Raw genomic sequence first — 14515 nt, forward strand, 5'->3', positions numbered from 1 at the left:
TTACGACGCGAGCAGCTCGTCGATCTGGTTGATCGCCGACGTCGAGCCCTCGACCACGCCCATCTCCAGCACCTGCTGAAGGCCTTCGGCGGACGCGAATTTGGCGACGTAGACAGCACGCGTGCCGCCCTCGTGCTCGGAAAAGGTGTAGGTGTTCTCCGAAACCGGCATGTCGGGATTCGGGTTCAAATCGGCGTCGGCAAAGCCGTCGAGGAAGGCGAAGCTCGTCGGTTCGTCGACGCTGGTGATGTCCCAATACCCGGCGTACTTCTCGCCGTCCGGGCCGGTCATGAAGTAGGTGACCCGGCTGCCGGGGGTCAGGCTGTGGTCGACGAACGTCGCCGGGTGCGACGGCGGTCCCCATACCTTCTCCAGCTGACGCGGGTCGGCGTAGATCTGCCACACCCGCTGTACCGGCGCCGCGAAGTCGGCGGTGATGGTCAGCGTCAGGTTCTCCAGATCGTGCTGGACGTCGGTGACGGGCATTAGTCGTTCTCCTTCTCGGATGCGATGAGTTCGTCGATGCGTGCGATCCGGCCGCGCCAGACCTCTTCGAGTTCGGTGAGCATGGCCGCCACCGATTGCACGGCCGTCACGTCGCCGCTGGCCAATTGCTCACGGCCATGGCGCCGCTTGACGAGCAGTCCGGCCTTCTCCAGCACGGCGACGTGCTTCTGCACCGCGGCAAAGCTCATGTCGTACTTCAGCGCGAGTGCAGAGACCGAGTGCTCGCCGGCCAGCGCCCGCCGCATGATGTCGCGGCGGGTCCGGTCGGCGAGCGCATGGAAGAGGGCGTCCGCCCGGTCCTCCAGATCCACGGTCACACCGACAACATACAACCAATTGGTTGTATGTTGTCAAGGGGTTGACCAGTCGCGATTTCGGTTCGCGGTGCTCACGCTGCTAGAGTCGGTCATCGATACGGCGGTGCTGCGGTCCGCGGCGGCCCACGTATTTCCCCACTTGATTCCCACGCGGCACCGATTGATGGAGATGTATTCGTGGCGCTTACCGCCGAGCAGAAAAAAGAAATCCTGGGCCAGTACGGTCTGCACGGGACCGACACCGGTTCGCCGGAAGCCCAGGTGGCGCTGCTGACCAAGCGCATCGCCGACCTCACCGAGCACCTCAAGCAGCACAAGCACGACCACCACTCGCGACGTGGGCTGCTGTTGCTGGTCGGCCGCCGTCGCCGACTGCTCAAGTACGTTGCCGACCTCGACGTCGCGCGGTACCGCTCGCTGATCGAGCGCCTCGGTCTTCGCCGCTGAGGCCAAGACCCGCCGTGTAACATAGGGGCGTTGCGAGCCGGATTCCGGCTCGAACAACGGGTGCGGTGCATGCATATCCGCGTGTCCCGTTCCTGCGTGTCACACGCGAAGCTTCCCTGATCGGGCGGTCTTCGGTAGTGGCTGCCGGGCCCCAAACGATTGGGGAGCGCCCGGCCGCTTCGATCGACGGCCGTAGCCGACTGGATTCACCTGTGATGACGCGAAACAGCTGAACAGTGAAATCAGAAAGGCTGAACGGACTTCTATGTCTGTAGCTGAAATCGACGAAGGCGTATTCGAATCGACCGCCGTCATTGACAACGGGAGCTTCGGCACCCGCACCGTACGTTTCGAGACCGGCCGGCTTGCGCAGCAGGCCGCCGGCTCCGTTGTCGCCTACCTCGACGACGAGACCATGCTGCTGAGTGCGACCACCGCCAGCAAGACCCCCAAAGATCACTTCGACTTCTTCCCGCTCACGATCGACGTCGAGGAGCGGATGTACGCCGCCGGGCGTATCCCCGGGTCGTTCTTCCGCCGCGAAGGCCGTCCCTCCACCGACGCGATCCTGACCTGCCGGCTCATCGACCGTCCGCTGCGTCCGACCTTCGTCTCGGGCCTGCGCAACGAGATCCAGGTCGTGGTCACCATCCTGAGCCTGGACCCCAAAGATCTGTACGACGTGCTGGCGATCAACGCCGCGTCGGCGTCCACCCAGATTTCCGGTCTGCCGTTCTCCGGCCCGGTCGGCGGCGTGCGCGTCGCCCTGATCGACGGCCAGTGGGTTGCGTTCCCCACCGTCGAGCAGCTCGAATCCGCCGTGTTCGACATGGTCGTGGCGGGCCGCAAGGCCGGTGACGACGTCGCGATCATGATGGTCGAGGCCGAGGCCACCGAGAATGTGATCGAGCTGGTTGCCGGTGGCGCCGGCGCGCCCACCGAAGCCGTCGTGGCCGAGGGCCTCGAAGCCGCCAAGCCGTTCATCGCCGCACTGTGCGATGCACAGAAGGCGTTGGCGGACAAGGCTGCCAAGCCGGTCGCCGACTACCCGCTGTTCCCTGATTACCAGGACGACGTGTACGCGGCCGTTGCGCACGTGGCAGGCGACTCGCTTGCGCAGGCGCTCACCATCGCCGGCAAGCACGAGCGCGACGAGCGCACCGACGAGATCAAGAACGAGGTCCTCGGCGAGCTCAGCGAGACATTCGCCGGGCGCGAGAAGGAGATCGGCGCGGCCTACCGCTCGCTGACCAAGAAGCTTGTGCGCCAACGGATCCTGACCGACCACTTCCGCATCGACGGTCGCGGTGTCACCGACATCCGCGCCCTGTCGGCGGAGGTCGCCATCATCCCGCGGGCGCACGGCAGCGCGCTGTTCGAGCGTGGCGAGACCCAGATCATGGGTGTCACGACTCTCGACATGGTCAAGATGGCCCAGCAGATCGACTCACTGGGGCCGGAGACGTCAAAGCGCTACATGCATCACTACAACTTCCCGCCGTACTCGACCGGTGAGACCGGCCGGGTCGGCTCCCCGAAGCGCCGCGAGATCGGTCACGGGGCGCTTGCCGAGCGTGCGCTGGTTCCGGTGCTGCCGAGCGTCGAGGAGTTCCCGTACGCGATCCGCCAGGTGTCGGAAGCGTTGGGCTCCAACGGTTCCACCTCGATGGGCTCGGTGTGCGCCTCGACGCTGTCGCTGCTGAACGCCGGTGTGCCGCTGAAGGCGCCGGTGGCCGGTATCGCCATGGGTCTGGTCTCCGATGACGTCGACGGCGAGCGTCGCTTCGTCACCCTGACCGACATCCTCGGCGCCGAGGATGCCTTCGGCGACATGGACTTCAAGTGCGCGGGCACCAAGGACTTCGTCACCGCACTGCAGTTGGACACCAAGCTGGACGGCATCCCGTCGCAGGTGCTGGCCGGTGCGCTGTCGCAGGCCAAGGATGCGCGCCTGACGATCCTCGAGGTCATGGCCGAGGCCATCGACGCCCCGGACGAGATGAGCCCGTACGCACCGCGCGTCACGGCCATCAAGGTCCCGATCGACAAGATCGGCGAGATCATCGGCCCCAAGGGCAAGATGATCAACTCGATCACCGAGGAGACCGGCGCCTCGATCTCGATCGAGGACGACGGCACGGTGTTCGTCGGTGCGACCGACGGTCCGTCGGCGCAGGCGGCCATCGACCGCATCAACGCGATCGCCAACCCGCAGCTGCCCAAGGTCGGGGAGCGGTTCCTCGGAACCGTGGTCAAGACCACCGATTTCGGTGCTTTCGTATCGCTGCTGCCCGGCCGTGACGGCCTGGTCCACATCTCGAAGCTGGGTAGGGGCAAGCGGATCGCCAAGGTCGAGGATGTCGTCAAGCTCGGCGACAAGCTCCGTGTGGAGATCGCTGACATCGACAACCGCGGCAAGATCTCGCTGATCCTGGTGGACGAAGAGGGGGCAGCGGCTCCCGACGATGCACCGGCGCCCGTGGATGCCGATGCCGCGACTGCCAGCAGCTAGTTCCGGCGGGCAGGAGCGAAGCGACACGGGGATCAACACAGCTGCACTTCGCCGCGGCCGGCGGCTCAATGAGGCGCCGGTTGCGGTGCGGCGCACGGTCCTTTCCGGCGGGCTGCGGGTCGTCACCGAATTCGTGCCGTCGGTGCGGTCGGCCTCGGTAGGTGTCTGGGTCAACGTGGGTTCGCGCGATGAAGGCCCGACTGTTGCCGGTGCCGCGCACTTCCTCGAGCACCTGTTGTTCAAGGCGACCCCCACGCGCACGGCCGTCGAGATCGCTCAATCGGTCGACGCCGTCGGCGGTGAACTCAACGCGTTCACCGCCAAAGAACACACCTGTTACTACGCTCACGTTCTGGACGATGATCTCGAGCTGGCCGTCGATCTGGTGGCCGACGTAGTGCTCAACGGCGTGTGCGCATCCCAGGACGTCGAACTGGAACGCGATGTCGTCCTCGAAGAGATCGCGATGCGCGACGACGACCCCGAAGACGCACTCGGCGACGTGTTCCTGACCGCCATGTTCGGCGACCATCCTGTCGGGCGGCCCGTGATCGGCAGCGTCGACTCGGTCTCCGGGATGACCAGGTCGCAGCTGCACTCCTTCCACGTGCGCCGGTACACCCCGGAGCGGATGGTCGTGGCGGTAGCGGGCAATGTCGACCATGACGAGGTCGTTCGGTTGGTGCGCAAGCATTTCGGACCGCACTTGGTGAAAGGACGCCGACCGCTGCCGCCGCGCAAGGGCACCGGCCGGCTGACCGGCGCTCCCAGCCTGGAGTTGATCAACCGTGACGCCGAGCAGACCCATTTGGCGCTCGGGGTACGGGTGCCCGGTCGCAACTGGCCGCAGCGATGGGCCTTGTCGGTGCTCAACACCGCCCTGGGCGGCGGCCTGAGTTCCCGGCTGTTTCAGCAGATTCGGGAGAACCGCGGATTGGCCTATTCGGTGTACTCGTCTGTTGACAGTTTCTCGGACGCGGGAGCATTGTCGGTGTATGCGGCGTGTCTTCCCGAGCGGTTCGACGAGGTGGTGCGGTTGACCACCGAAGTCCTCGAGGGCGTGGCGCGCGACGGCATCACCGAAGCGGAGTGCCGGATCGCCAAGGGGTCTATCCGTGGCGGGCTGGTGCTGGGTCTGGAAGACTCCGCGTCGCGCATGCACCGTTTGGGCCGCAGCGAGCTGAACTACGGCGAGTACCGCAGCGTGGCCAGCACGTTGGAGCACATCGACGCGGTCACTCTCGACCAGGTCAACGCAGTGGCCCGCCAGGTGCTGACCAAGCCCTTCGGAGCCGCCGTCCTGGGCCCGCACAGATCCAAACGTTCTCTGCCACAGCCACTTCGGACGATCAGGAGTTAGCCGTGTCGTTTCGCCTGCAGGACTTGGCGGTACCCATTCTCGGTGCACCAATGGCAGGCGGTCCGAGCACGCCCGCCCTGGCGGCAGCGGTGTCCAACGCCGGCGGCCTGGGATTCGTGGCGGCCGGCTATCTGACTGCGGATAAATTCGCCGAGATCATCGGCGGAGCTCGGGCCCTGACCTCGGCGCCGATCGGCGTGAATCTCTTTGTGCCAGGCCCTTCGGCGGCGACTCCCGACGCGCTCGAGCGCTACCGCGAACAGCTGGCGCCGCTGGCCGAACACTACGGCGCTGAGATTCCGCAGCCGCACGCCGACGACGACGCCTGGCAGGCCAAACTCGACGTGGTCGCCGACGCCGCCCCGGAAGTCGCCTCGTTCACCTTCGGCTGCCCATCGCCCGAAGTCATTGCCCGGCTGCGTGATCGGGGCGTCCTGGTCGCAGTCACCGTTACCAGCCTGGACGAGGCGGGCGTGGCGGTAGCTGCCGGTGCCGACGCTCTGGTGGTGCAAGGCCCAGAGGCAGGCGGGCATCGGGGAACGTTCGATCCCGTCGCCCGGCCCGGCGAAGACCCGCTCGATTCACTGCTGGCCGCGATCGTCGCGGCGCACGACCTGCCGGTGATCGCCGCGGGCGGTCTTTCCAGCGCGGCGGATGTCCGTCGCGTGCTCGATGGCGGAGCCGCCGCGGCGCAGGCCGGCACCGCGTTCCTGCTGGCCGACGAGGCCGGCACCAACGCCGCCCATCGCGGCGCGCTGACCGATGCGAACTTCACCGAAACCGTGGTGACGCGGGCATTTTCGGGACGGTATGCGCGCGGGCTGGCCAACAACTTCACCGACCGCTATGACGATGTGGCGCCGCTGGGATATCCGGAGGTCAACCAGATGACCGGTCCTTTGCGTCGCGCCGCGGTCGCCGCCGGTGACCCGCACGGCACGAATCTGTGGGCGGGAACGTCGTGGCGGCAGATCAGCGCGGGCAGCGCCGCCGATATCGTCGCGGCATTGGCCGGTGACGCTGGATGAGTCTGCCGCGCCGACGATTTCTGGTAGCCGGTGCGGCGCTGACTTTCGTCGCGGCATGCGGTAGCAGGACGGTGCCCACGCATCCGACCCTCAGCGACCCGGCCGAGCCGCTGCCACCGGTCGGGCAGCGGATCGCCGCTCTGGAAAAGCGACACAACGCCGTCGTCGGCCTGTATGCGCAGAACCTCGATTCGAAAACCGAGGTGGCGTATCGCGACGGCGACCTGTTCGCGATGTGTTCGACGTTCAAGGCCTATCTCTCGGCCCGGGTGCTGCAGAAGGCTCAGGCGGGGGAGTTGCTGTTGACCGACAGCGTGCTGGTCGAGCCGGCGGATCTGAAGCCGAATTCCCCCCGCACCGAGCCGAATGTCGGTCAGCGGATGGCGCTTTCGGATCTGTGCGCGGCCGCTCTGCAGGTCAGCGACAACACCGCGGCGAACCTGTTGTTGCGCACCATCGGCGGGCCGCCGGCGATCACCGCGTTCGCCCGATCGATCGGTGATGATCGCAGCCGGCTGGACCGCTGGGAGGCCGAGCTGAACTCGGCCCTTCCGGACGATCCTCGCGACACCAGCACGCCCCGCGCACTTGGCGGCGGTATCGCGAGGGTGCTCACCGGTGATGTCCTCGACGAGCCGCACCGCAAACAGCTCGAAGACTGGATGCGGGCCAACACGACCTCGAGCATGCGAGGCGGTCTACCGCCGCGCTGGACGACGGCCGACAAGACCGGGTCCGGTGACTACGCCAGCACCAACGACGTCGGGATCGCATTCGGACCCAACGGCGAACACGTCCTGCTGGCGATCATGACCCGTACCAAGTCCGACGACGCGCGTGCCGAGCCGCTGCGCCCGCTCATCGCCGAGGTGGCGACTCTGGTGTTGCCGGAGGTCACACAGCCGCGATGAGTTTCGCTCGCAGAGGGTGTCAGTCCTAGGGAAGAAACCAGCCGAAAGGATTCATCGTGAGTGACTACGCCGCCCCCGTCGGGGCGCCTATCTGGTTCGACCTGATGAGCAGCGATCCCGTGCGCGCTGCGGATTTCTACCAGCAGATCTTCGGCTGGCACCTCGAGGGGCCGGCCAATCCGGAGTTCGGCGGCTATCAGAACTTCACCCGCAACGGTAAGCGGGTCGCGGGGCTGATCCCGCCGATGGGCGATGGCCCGGCCAACATCTGGTCGGTGTACTTGCACACCTCCGACGGCACTGCCACCGTCGCGGCCGCGGAGGCGGCAGGGGCGACGGTGATGGTGCCCCCGATGGCGGTCGGCGACCTGGGTTCGATGATGGTTGTCGCCGACCCGGCCGGCGCCGTCATCGGATTCTGGCAACCCGGCACACACCCGGGGTTCACGGAATGGGGTGAGCACGGCACGCCGTACTGGTTCGAATGCCAGAGCAAGGACTTCGAGACGTCAGTGGCGTTCTATCAAGCGGTTCTCGGCGCTCGGATTGAAGAGATCGGAACCGGTGGAGACCCGGAGGCCGTCGGGCCAGACCGTTATGGGCAGGTCTTCGTCGGGGAGAGTGCGTATTCGGGAATCATGGACGCGGCCAAGCTTTTTCCGGCCGAGGTGCCGTCGTTCTGGCAGGTATACATCACCGTCGACGATGTGGCCGCGACAGTCAAGCAGGCCGAGGCGCTGGGCGCGGAGATCTTGATGCCCGGGGAGGACACCCCCTACGGCACCCTCGCCGTGATCAGAGATCCGCTGGGCGCGCTGATCTGCCTAGGGCATCCGCCGGAGGGTATGTCCCGGCCCTGAACGTCAACGAACCGGGACGCTAAGAAGCTGTCCCGGTCCGCTGTGTGGCGGTGAGCTATTGACTCACAAGAATTTTCAGGCCAGCAGGCCGGCCGGATCGGTGTAGGCCAGATCCAGGTCGTGGGCGACCTCGTGGTTGAGCAGTTGTCCGTGGTGGGTCGACAAGCCCTTGGCCAAAGCCGGGTCGGACACGCACGCGTCCCGCCAACCCTTGTCGGCCAGCTTGATCACGTAGGGCATGGTGGCGTTGGTCAGTGCGTAGGTCGACGTGCGCGGGACTGCGCCGGGCATGTTGGCCACGCAGTAGAACACCGCGTCGTGCACCATGAAGGTCGGGTTGTCGTGCGTGGTGGGCTTGGAGTCCTCGAAGCAGCCGCCCTGGTCGATGGCGATGTCGACCAGAACCGCGCCCGGCTTCATCTGTGCCACAGTCGCATTGGTGACCAGTTTGGGTGCCTTGGCGCCCGGTACCAGCACGGCACCGATGACGAGGTCGGCCTGCTTGACGGCGTCCTCGAGGTCGAGTCGCGAGGAGTACCGGGTCTCGATGGCGCCACCGTATTCGGCGTCGATCTTTCGCAGGATGTTGATGTTGAGGTCGAACACGGTGACGTGTGCGCCCATACCCCAGGCGACGGCAGCGGCGTTGTCGCCGGCCATTCCGCCGCCGATCACGACGACCTTCGCCGGGGCGACGCCGGGAACGCCGCCCATCAGTACACCGCGACCGCCCTGGGTACGCATCAAGTGGTAGGCGCCGACCTGTGCGGAAAGCCGGCCGGCCACCTCGCTCATGGGAGCCAGGAGGGGAAGCGCCACCGACCCGTCTGATCCGGTGGTCTGCACCGTCTCGTAGGCGATCGACGTGGTGCCCGACGCGAGCAGGGCGTCGGTGCACGGCCGCGACGCCGCCAGGTGCAGGTAGGTGAAGAGGGTCTGGTCCTTGCGCATGCGCGAGTACTCGGCCTCGATGGGTTCCTTGACCTTCAGCAGCAGGTCGGCCTCGGCCCACACCTGTTCGGCACCGTTGATGATCTGCGCACCGGCTGCCTTGAAGTCGGCGTCGTGGATGGCCGATCCTTCGCCGGCGCCGGCCTGGACGATGACGTCGTGGCCACGGCGGACCAGCTCGGAAACGCCGGCCGGGGTGATCGCGACGCGGTATTCGTTGTTCTTGATCTCCGTCGGGATGCCGACGCGCATGATCGCTCCTTGACTTGGATTTGCCCCCACCAATTGTGAAGAACATTCGATGTGATCGCAATCATGATGACGAAGATTCGATAGAATGCCGCCATGACCGAAGGATCGACGACATCCGCTGTCCGCGCGACGCCTGTTCCGAAGGATGTTCGGGCCGACCTCGACGATGTCGATCGGCGGATCCTCGCGGCGCTGCATGCCGACGCGCGAATCTCCAACAGTGCGCTGGCCGACGCGGTCGGAATCGCGCCGTCGACCTGTCACGGCCGGGTACGTCGGCTGCAGGACATCGGGGTGATCCGCGGCTTCTACACCGATATCGATCCAGCCGCGATCGGGTTGTCGCTGCAAGCCATGATCTCGGTGACCCTGCAAGCCAACGCCCGCGGCAAGATTCTCAGCTTCATCCAGCAGATTCGGCGCAAGCCGCAGGTGATGGATGTCTACTTCCTGGCCGGCGCCGACGATTTCATCATTCACGTGGCCGCCCGTGACACCGATGACTTGCGGTCGTTCGTCGTCGAAAACCTCAACGCCGACGCCGATGTATCCGGCACGCAGACGTCGTTGATCTTCGAGCACCTGCGCGGCGCCGCACCGCTGTAGGTCGGCGTCAGGCCGCGTCGTCATCCCCGGCCAGCCGTTCGGGGTGGTGGTAATCGTTGGTGCCGCCATGCAGCATCGGCAGCCCCGGTGGCGGGATCCATTCGGTGGTGCCGTCGGGGCGTTTTCGGGTGGTCCAGCCGCCGGTTTCGACGAGTTGGTTGTCGGGTGGGCAGGCCAGCGTGAGGTCGTCGACGTCGGTTGCGCCACCGCTTTTCCAGTCCTTGGTGGCGTGGTGCACCGCGCTGTGGTACCCGGGTGCGTCACACCCGGGTCTGGTGCAGCCGCGGTCTTTGGCGTGCAACATGATTCGTTGGTCGGCGGACGCGATGCGTTTGGTGCGGCCCAACCACAGTGCGCGCCCATCCTGCCCGTCGAACAGCGCGAGGTAATGGTAGGCATGTGCGCTCATGCGGATCAGGTCCCGCATCGGCAGCAGTGTGCCCCCGGCGGTCACCGCCTGGCCGGTCTTGGCTTGAATGTCCTGCAGAGTTGCCGAGACGATGACTGTCACGGGTAACCCGTTGTGCTGACCGAACTTCGGATTCCCGAGCTGTCCGCGCACCAGGGCTTTGAGAGCGTCATGCCGGCGTTGGCCATGGCTGCGTAGATCCCGTTGGACCAGCTCCTCGGACGGGTCTACCGTCGGGTTGTCGTCGGCGGGGTTGCATACACCGGGGGCAGCGAACTTCGAGAACCAAGCGTCGAGTTCCGAGCGCAACTCCGGGTCGGCGACCAGGCGGCCAACGCTCATGCCATCAACGCCTTGGCCGCCACACCACACGAATCCGCGTCTGCGGGCCCGGTCTTCATCCGAGAACGTGCCATCAGGGTTCAGGTGCAGGGCCAGTCGGTGGGCGACTTTCTCCAGCTGGTCCGGGCGCAGAACCGCCGCCTTGTGCGCCAATGAACGTTCGGCCTTCTCCACCTCGGCGGGCGGCACGTGATCGGGCAGGTCGCGGAAGAACTTCTGGATGACCCGCAGGTGCTCGTTGTCGAGCTGCCCTGCTGCCCACGCCGTCGAGGTCGCGGGCAACTGCGGTGCCAACGGTTCCCCGGTCAACGCCCGCCGCGGAGCCAGCTGCTCACTATCGCGGATGCGCCGCTTGGCCTCCCGGGGACTGATCCGCAGTACATCGGCCAGCGTGATGCCCACCGGGGGGCAGCCCTCGAATCGCTCCAGTCGGCCCACCCAGGCCAGGGACACCGCCGTCAGCACGCGCCGCAGCGTCTCCAACTGCTCCACAACCGCGAACCGCTCGGGCGGAGACAACGCCTCGATATCAAGCGTGGCCAGGGCCTCGACGTCACCGCCGAGCGTCGCCAGCACCCCATCTATCGAACGCATGTTCGAAAGACTACGCCGGGCCACCGACAAGGACGGCCGGGCTGGTCAGTGGCGACGAGCGGACGACGCGGTGGAGGATTTCGCCTTGGTCCGGCTCGTTGGTGCGGTGGTGGCAGCCTTGGCGGCGGAGCGCTTGCTCGACGCCGCCGACCTCGTCGGTGCCGCGGCGGACCGAGCCGGTTGAATCGCGGCTGACGACGGAGCATTCGGATCGACAATGTCAACCGGCCGGTGATAGGCCTTCTCGATGATCGGCCGAAGTTGTTTGTCCAACGCTGGGGCGAACGGGCCCGCCCACGCGATCAAGGGCAGCGTTTTGGTCGGCACCCAGACATACGTGACGTTGCCGGGCTGCCCCGCCACATCAGGTGTGAAACGCGAGTAACTGGGGTCGTCGAGATTGACGTTGCGATAGTCGGTGTGGATGGAGAACATCCCGGCGAACGCATTGGCCACCGCAAGCAGATTGGACGTGTCGTCCGGCCAGTCGGCCCAGCCGTCGTATTGCCGGATGACCTCGGTGCCCGTGTAGGCGGTGTCCGGTGGCAGCCACGGTTGCGTCGAGCTCTCGGTCTTGGGTCGCCGGCCGCCGTACGGATTCTCCGGGTTGCCGATGGACACCCAGGTCAGGCGGCTCGGGTCCGGCGCGTTGGCCGGGTCGGCGGCAAACCGTCGTAGATCGGAGTAGACAACCTGTCCACCCTGGCTGTGGCCGAACAGCACGATTTGCTCGTCGGCGGGCAGCGCCGCGATGGCCTGCTGGACGTTTGTTGCTCCCTGATCGGTGAACGTGCCGACAGGAAACGCGAAATAGTCGACCGGCTGGCAGTGATTGGGCGACTTACACAGGTCACCCTGCAGCTGTGTCGGCACAAAATGCCAAATATGCTGCATGCCGACGAAGCCGCCCTCGAGGGTGAGAACTGTTGCCGCGTTGCTCACCGGAGCTGCCGCGATCAACGCGGCACTCATTGCTGCGGCCAATCCAACGTGTTTGAACATCCCGACCTCCCCAAGGGGAATGGTAGGACCTGGCAACCCCCGGTGGGTGATGAATGGCGCATTGAGCCGGCGTAAAGGCGCCTCGATAAGCTGCTGGTATGCGAGTTGCGGTCCTGGGAGCCAGAGGCAAAGTCGGAACCACCATGTGCGAGGCCGTGCGGGACGCCGACGACCTGACGCTGAGCGCTGAAGTCGACGCCGGTGATGCGCTGTCGCTGTTGACCGACAGCGACACCGAGGTGGTCATCGACTTCACCCATCCCGATGTGGTGATGGACAACCTGAAGTTCCTCATCGACAACGGAATCCACGCCGTCGTCGGCACCACCGGCTTCACCGATGAGCGGATCGACACCGTTCGCACTTGGCTGGCAGACAAGCCCGAATCCGCAGTGCTGATCGCCCCGAACTTCGCCATCGGCGCCGTGCTGTCGATGCACTTCGCGCAGAAAGCCGCGCCCTACTTCGAGTCCGTAGAAGTGATCGAATTGCACCATCCGCACAAGGCTGACGCCCCGTCGGGGACCGCTACCCGAACCGCGCGCTTGATCGCCGAAGCGCGAAAAGATCTGCCGCCCAACCCCGATGCCACCAGCACCGGCCTGGAAGGTGCCCGCGGCGCCGACGTGGACGGCGTGCCGGTGCACTCCATTCGGTTGACCGGACTCGTCGCGCACCAGGAGGTGTTGTTCGGCACCCTGGGGGAGACGCTGACCATCCGGCACGACAGCCTCGACCGCACATCATTCGTGCCGGGCGTGCTGCTTGCCGTCCGCCAGATCGCTGCCCGGCCCGGCCTCACCATCGGAATCGAACCGCTGCTCGACCTGTGAATGCAGCCCTGCGCATCCAACTGCTGATCGGCCTCCTGTGTGTGGCCCTGGTGGTCTACTTCCTGCTATTGGGCCGGACGGGGATCACGCTGATCGCCACCGGCACGCCGGTTGCGGTCGCACTCGGCATCGGCGTGCTGATCCTTCCGGTCATCGGGGCGTGGGCAATGGTCGCGACGTTGCGGGCCGGGTTCGCCCATCAGCGGTTGGCCCGGCTGGCCGTCGAGGCCGGGATGGAACTCGACGTGAGCCAGTTGCCGCGCACGCCGTCGGGCCGCATTGAGCGCAATGCCGCCGACGCGCTGTTCGACACCGTGCGAGCCGAAGTGGAAGCCGACCCGGACAACTGGCAGCGGTGGTACCGGCTCGCACGAGCCTACGACTATGCCGGCGACCGCGGTCGGGCTCGTGAGACCATGCGCAAAGCTGTTGCCCTGCAAGCGGAGTCGCCAATATGAAGCGTCTACTGATGGTGCACCACACGCCGTCGCCGCACTGCCAGGAAATGTTCGAGGCGGTGTTATCCGGTGCGACCGATCCCGACATCGAGGGTGTCGAGGTGGTGCGTCGGGCGGCACTGACGTGCTCGGCCACCGACATGCTCGAAGCCGACGGCTATCTGTTGGGTACGCCGGCCAACCTCGGCTACATCAGCGGTGCGCTGAAGCATGCGTTCGACCAGTCGTACTACCAGATTCTGGACTCCACCCGCGGGCGCCCGTTCGGGGTCTACCTGCACGGCAACGAGGGCACCGAGGGAGCCGAACGGGCCATCGACGGCATCACCGCGGGACTGGGCTGGGTGCGGGCCGCGGAGACGGTCATCGTGTCGGGCAAGCCGACCAAGGGTGACGTCGAGGCGTGCTGGAATCTCGGCGCGACGGTTGCTGCTGAACTGATGGAGTGAATTGGGCTTAGCCCGAGGGTCTGTCAAACCCCTGCGAAAAGAGTGTTTGCGCCCTGATCGGTTGCACAGAGGCGGGTCCAAGGCGATTTATCGCACTTTGGAAAGCCGTACCTCGTTGCGGGATAGCTGTGTCTGATCGCTGTCGCGCGGCCGCTGCCCGTACCGGCGATGCGACCGAGTCCACGCCGGGGATCTCCTGGCCGAGGCGGTCGACCTGGTTTCCGATATCCATGAAGGGCGGAATTAGTATCTGCGGCTGTTCCGAACCAGGTGCTTGCGATGAATTTCGCAAGGCGGGTCCGACCGCCACGACCTCCGGCGGCGGCGTCGGACCCGAACTCTGGTCTTTCAACATGTTGCTCTTGCTACCGGCGTTGTCGTCGGGCTTCGTTGGGATGTCTGATCCGCCACCGTGATGAGGCAAGTGAGCCGTCTGCCCTCCGCCGCCGAAAAACGGTGCCGCGGCGGACGTCTGGGCAGACCCCGGTGAGGTGCCCGCTAGCTGCTCGAGATGCTGCCGCCACGCCTGAAGGTAGCTGAACAGCTGTTGTGCATAGTCCGGAGCGGACGGCGCGGGCTGTGCTGGGAAGGGCGTGGTTGACACGGGCTGTCCAACCGCCGACGCGGCTGGCGGCATGAACGAGTTGGCGGCAGGCGGAGAGCCACCCGCCAAACTC

At 66.0% G+C, this 14515-nt stretch carries 15 protein-coding genes; 10 read left to right on the forward strand and 5 right to left on the reverse strand.

What is annotated here, in order from left to right; translation table 11 throughout:
• Window positions 1-486 (reverse strand): SRPBCC domain-containing protein, encoded by a 486-nt coding sequence (locus AB431_RS11435; RefSeq protein ID WP_047330018.1) that lies wholly within the window; start codon window positions 484-486, stop codon window positions 1-3.
• A complete protein-coding gene (locus AB431_RS11440) occupies window positions 486-824 on the reverse strand; it encodes a helix-turn-helix transcriptional regulator (protein WP_047330019.1) in 339 nt (112 codons plus the stop codon). The genes AB431_RS11435 and AB431_RS11440 overlap by 1 nt, the downstream gene beginning before the upstream one ends.
• Before the next feature lie 177 nt (window positions 825-1001).
• Here AB431_RS11440 and rpsO point away from each other — a divergent pair, with 177 nt between their 5' ends.
• The 6 genes from rpsO (at window position 1002) to AB431_RS11470 (ending at window position 7942) form a co-directional block, all read left to right on the forward strand.
• Window positions 1002-1271 (forward strand): 30S ribosomal protein S15, encoded by a 270-nt coding sequence (gene rpsO, locus AB431_RS11445; protein ID WP_047330020.1) that lies wholly within the window; start codon window positions 1002-1004, stop codon window positions 1269-1271.
• A 265-nt stretch (window positions 1272-1536) separates the two neighbouring features.
• Window positions 1537-3783 (forward strand): polyribonucleotide nucleotidyltransferase, encoded by a 2247-nt coding sequence (locus tag AB431_RS11450; protein WP_047330021.1) that lies wholly within the window; start codon window positions 1537-1539, stop codon window positions 3781-3783.
• Window positions 3761-5143, forward strand: coding sequence for a pitrilysin family protein (locus AB431_RS11455; RefSeq protein ID WP_200902716.1), 1383 nt, complete (start codon window positions 3761-3763; stop codon window positions 5141-5143). The genes AB431_RS11450 and AB431_RS11455 overlap by 23 nt, the downstream gene beginning before the upstream one ends.
• A gap of 2 nt (window positions 5144-5145) precedes the next feature.
• A complete protein-coding gene (locus tag AB431_RS11460; protein ID WP_082135647.1) occupies window positions 5146-6171 on the forward strand; it encodes a nitronate monooxygenase in 1026 nt (341 codons plus the stop codon).
• The gene (gene bla / locus AB431_RS11465; protein WP_047330023.1) at window positions 6168-7082 is read left to right on the forward strand and encodes a class A beta-lactamase; all 915 of its coding nucleotides are present in this window, start codon (window positions 6168-6170) and stop codon (window positions 7080-7082) included. Before AB431_RS11460 ends, bla begins: the two co-directional genes overlap by 4 nt.
• 56 nt (window positions 7083-7138) lie before the next feature.
• Complete coding sequence (locus AB431_RS11470; RefSeq protein WP_047330024.1) at window positions 7139-7942, forward strand: VOC family protein; 804 nt, start codon at window positions 7139-7141, stop codon at window positions 7940-7942.
• 75 nt (window positions 7943-8017) lie between these two features.
• Here AB431_RS11470 and ald read toward each other — a convergent pair whose 3' ends face one another.
• Window positions 8018-9145, reverse strand: coding sequence for an alanine dehydrogenase (ald, locus tag AB431_RS11475; RefSeq protein ID WP_047330025.1), 1128 nt, complete (start codon window positions 9143-9145; stop codon window positions 8018-8020).
• 93 nt (window positions 9146-9238) lie between these two features.
• Here ald and AB431_RS11480 point away from each other — a divergent pair, with 93 nt between their 5' ends.
• Window positions 9239-9751: an Lrp/AsnC family transcriptional regulator gene (locus AB431_RS11480; protein WP_047330026.1), complete on the forward strand. Its 513-nt coding sequence runs from the start codon at window positions 9239-9241 to the stop codon at window positions 9749-9751.
• A gap of 7 nt (window positions 9752-9758) precedes the next feature.
• Here AB431_RS11480 and AB431_RS11485 read toward each other — a convergent pair whose 3' ends face one another.
• Window positions 9759-11096, reverse strand: a complete 1338-nt coding sequence (locus tag AB431_RS11485; protein ID WP_047330027.1) for an HNH endonuclease signature motif containing protein — start codon at window positions 11094-11096, stop codon at window positions 9759-9761.
• Window positions 11097-11141: 45 nt separating this feature from the next.
• Window positions 11142-12098 carry a PE-PPE domain-containing protein gene (locus AB431_RS11490; RefSeq protein WP_082135648.1) on the reverse strand — a complete coding sequence of 319 codons (957 nt, stop codon included), beginning with the start codon at window positions 12096-12098 and terminating at the stop codon, window positions 11142-11144.
• A 98-nt stretch (window positions 12099-12196) separates the two neighbouring features.
• Between AB431_RS11490 and dapB the strand changes: the two genes are divergently transcribed.
• From dapB to AB431_RS11505, 3 genes are read left to right on the forward strand one after another with little or no spacing between them, the layout of a single operon-like run.
• On the forward strand, window positions 12197-12931 hold the full coding sequence (gene dapB, locus AB431_RS11495; protein WP_047330028.1) for a 4-hydroxy-tetrahydrodipicolinate reductase: 735 nt from the start codon (window positions 12197-12199) through the stop codon (window positions 12929-12931).
• The gene (locus tag AB431_RS11500; RefSeq protein ID WP_047330029.1) at window positions 12928-13389 is read left to right on the forward strand and encodes a hypothetical protein; all 462 of its coding nucleotides are present in this window, start codon (window positions 12928-12930) and stop codon (window positions 13387-13389) included. The genes dapB and AB431_RS11500 overlap by 4 nt, the downstream gene beginning before the upstream one ends.
• Entirely contained in the window at window positions 13386-13838 is a 453-nt protein-coding gene (locus AB431_RS11505) for a flavodoxin family protein (RefSeq protein ID WP_047330030.1), read from the forward strand. The genes AB431_RS11500 and AB431_RS11505 overlap by 4 nt, the downstream gene beginning before the upstream one ends.
• Window positions 13839-14515 lie beyond the last annotated feature (677 nt).

The organism is Mycobacterium sp. EPa45, assembly GCF_001021385.1.
In the GTDB taxonomy this organism is placed as follows: Bacteria; Actinomycetota; Actinomycetes; order Mycobacteriales; family Mycobacteriaceae; genus Mycobacterium.

Excerpts from the sequence above, each read along its gene's own strand:
- AB431_RS11435 (WP_047330018.1), bottom strand. The coding sequence starts at position 486 with ATGCCCGTCACCGACGTCCAGCACGATCTGGAGAACCTGACGCTGACC.
- AB431_RS11450 (WP_047330021.1), top strand. The coding sequence starts at position 1,537 with ATGTCTGTAGCTGAAATCGACGAAGGCGTATTCGAATCGACCGCCGTC.
- AB431_RS11455 (WP_200902716.1), top strand. The coding sequence starts at position 3,761 with ATGCCGCGACTGCCAGCAGCTAGTTCCGGCGGGCAGGAGCGAAGCGAC.
- bla (WP_047330023.1), top strand. The coding sequence starts at position 6,168 with ATGAGTCTGCCGCGCCGACGATTTCTGGTAGCCGGTGCGGCGCTGACT.
- ald (WP_047330025.1), bottom strand. The coding sequence starts at position 9,145 with ATGCGCGTCGGCATCCCGACGGAGATCAAGAACAACGAATACCGCGTC.
- AB431_RS11480 (WP_047330026.1), top strand. The coding sequence starts at position 9,239 with ATGACCGAAGGATCGACGACATCCGCTGTCCGCGCGACGCCTGTTCCG.
- AB431_RS11485 (WP_047330027.1), bottom strand. The coding sequence starts at position 11,096 with ATGCGTTCGATAGATGGGGTGCTGGCGACGCTCGGCGGTGACGTCGAG.
- AB431_RS11490 (WP_082135648.1), bottom strand. The coding sequence starts at position 12,098 with ATGTTCAAACACGTTGGATTGGCCGCAGCAATGAGTGCCGCGTTGATC.
- dapB (WP_047330028.1), top strand. The coding sequence starts at position 12,197 with ATGCGAGTTGCGGTCCTGGGAGCCAGAGGCAAAGTCGGAACCACCATG.
- AB431_RS11505 (WP_047330030.1), top strand. The coding sequence starts at position 13,386 with ATGAAGCGTCTACTGATGGTGCACCACACGCCGTCGCCGCACTGCCAG.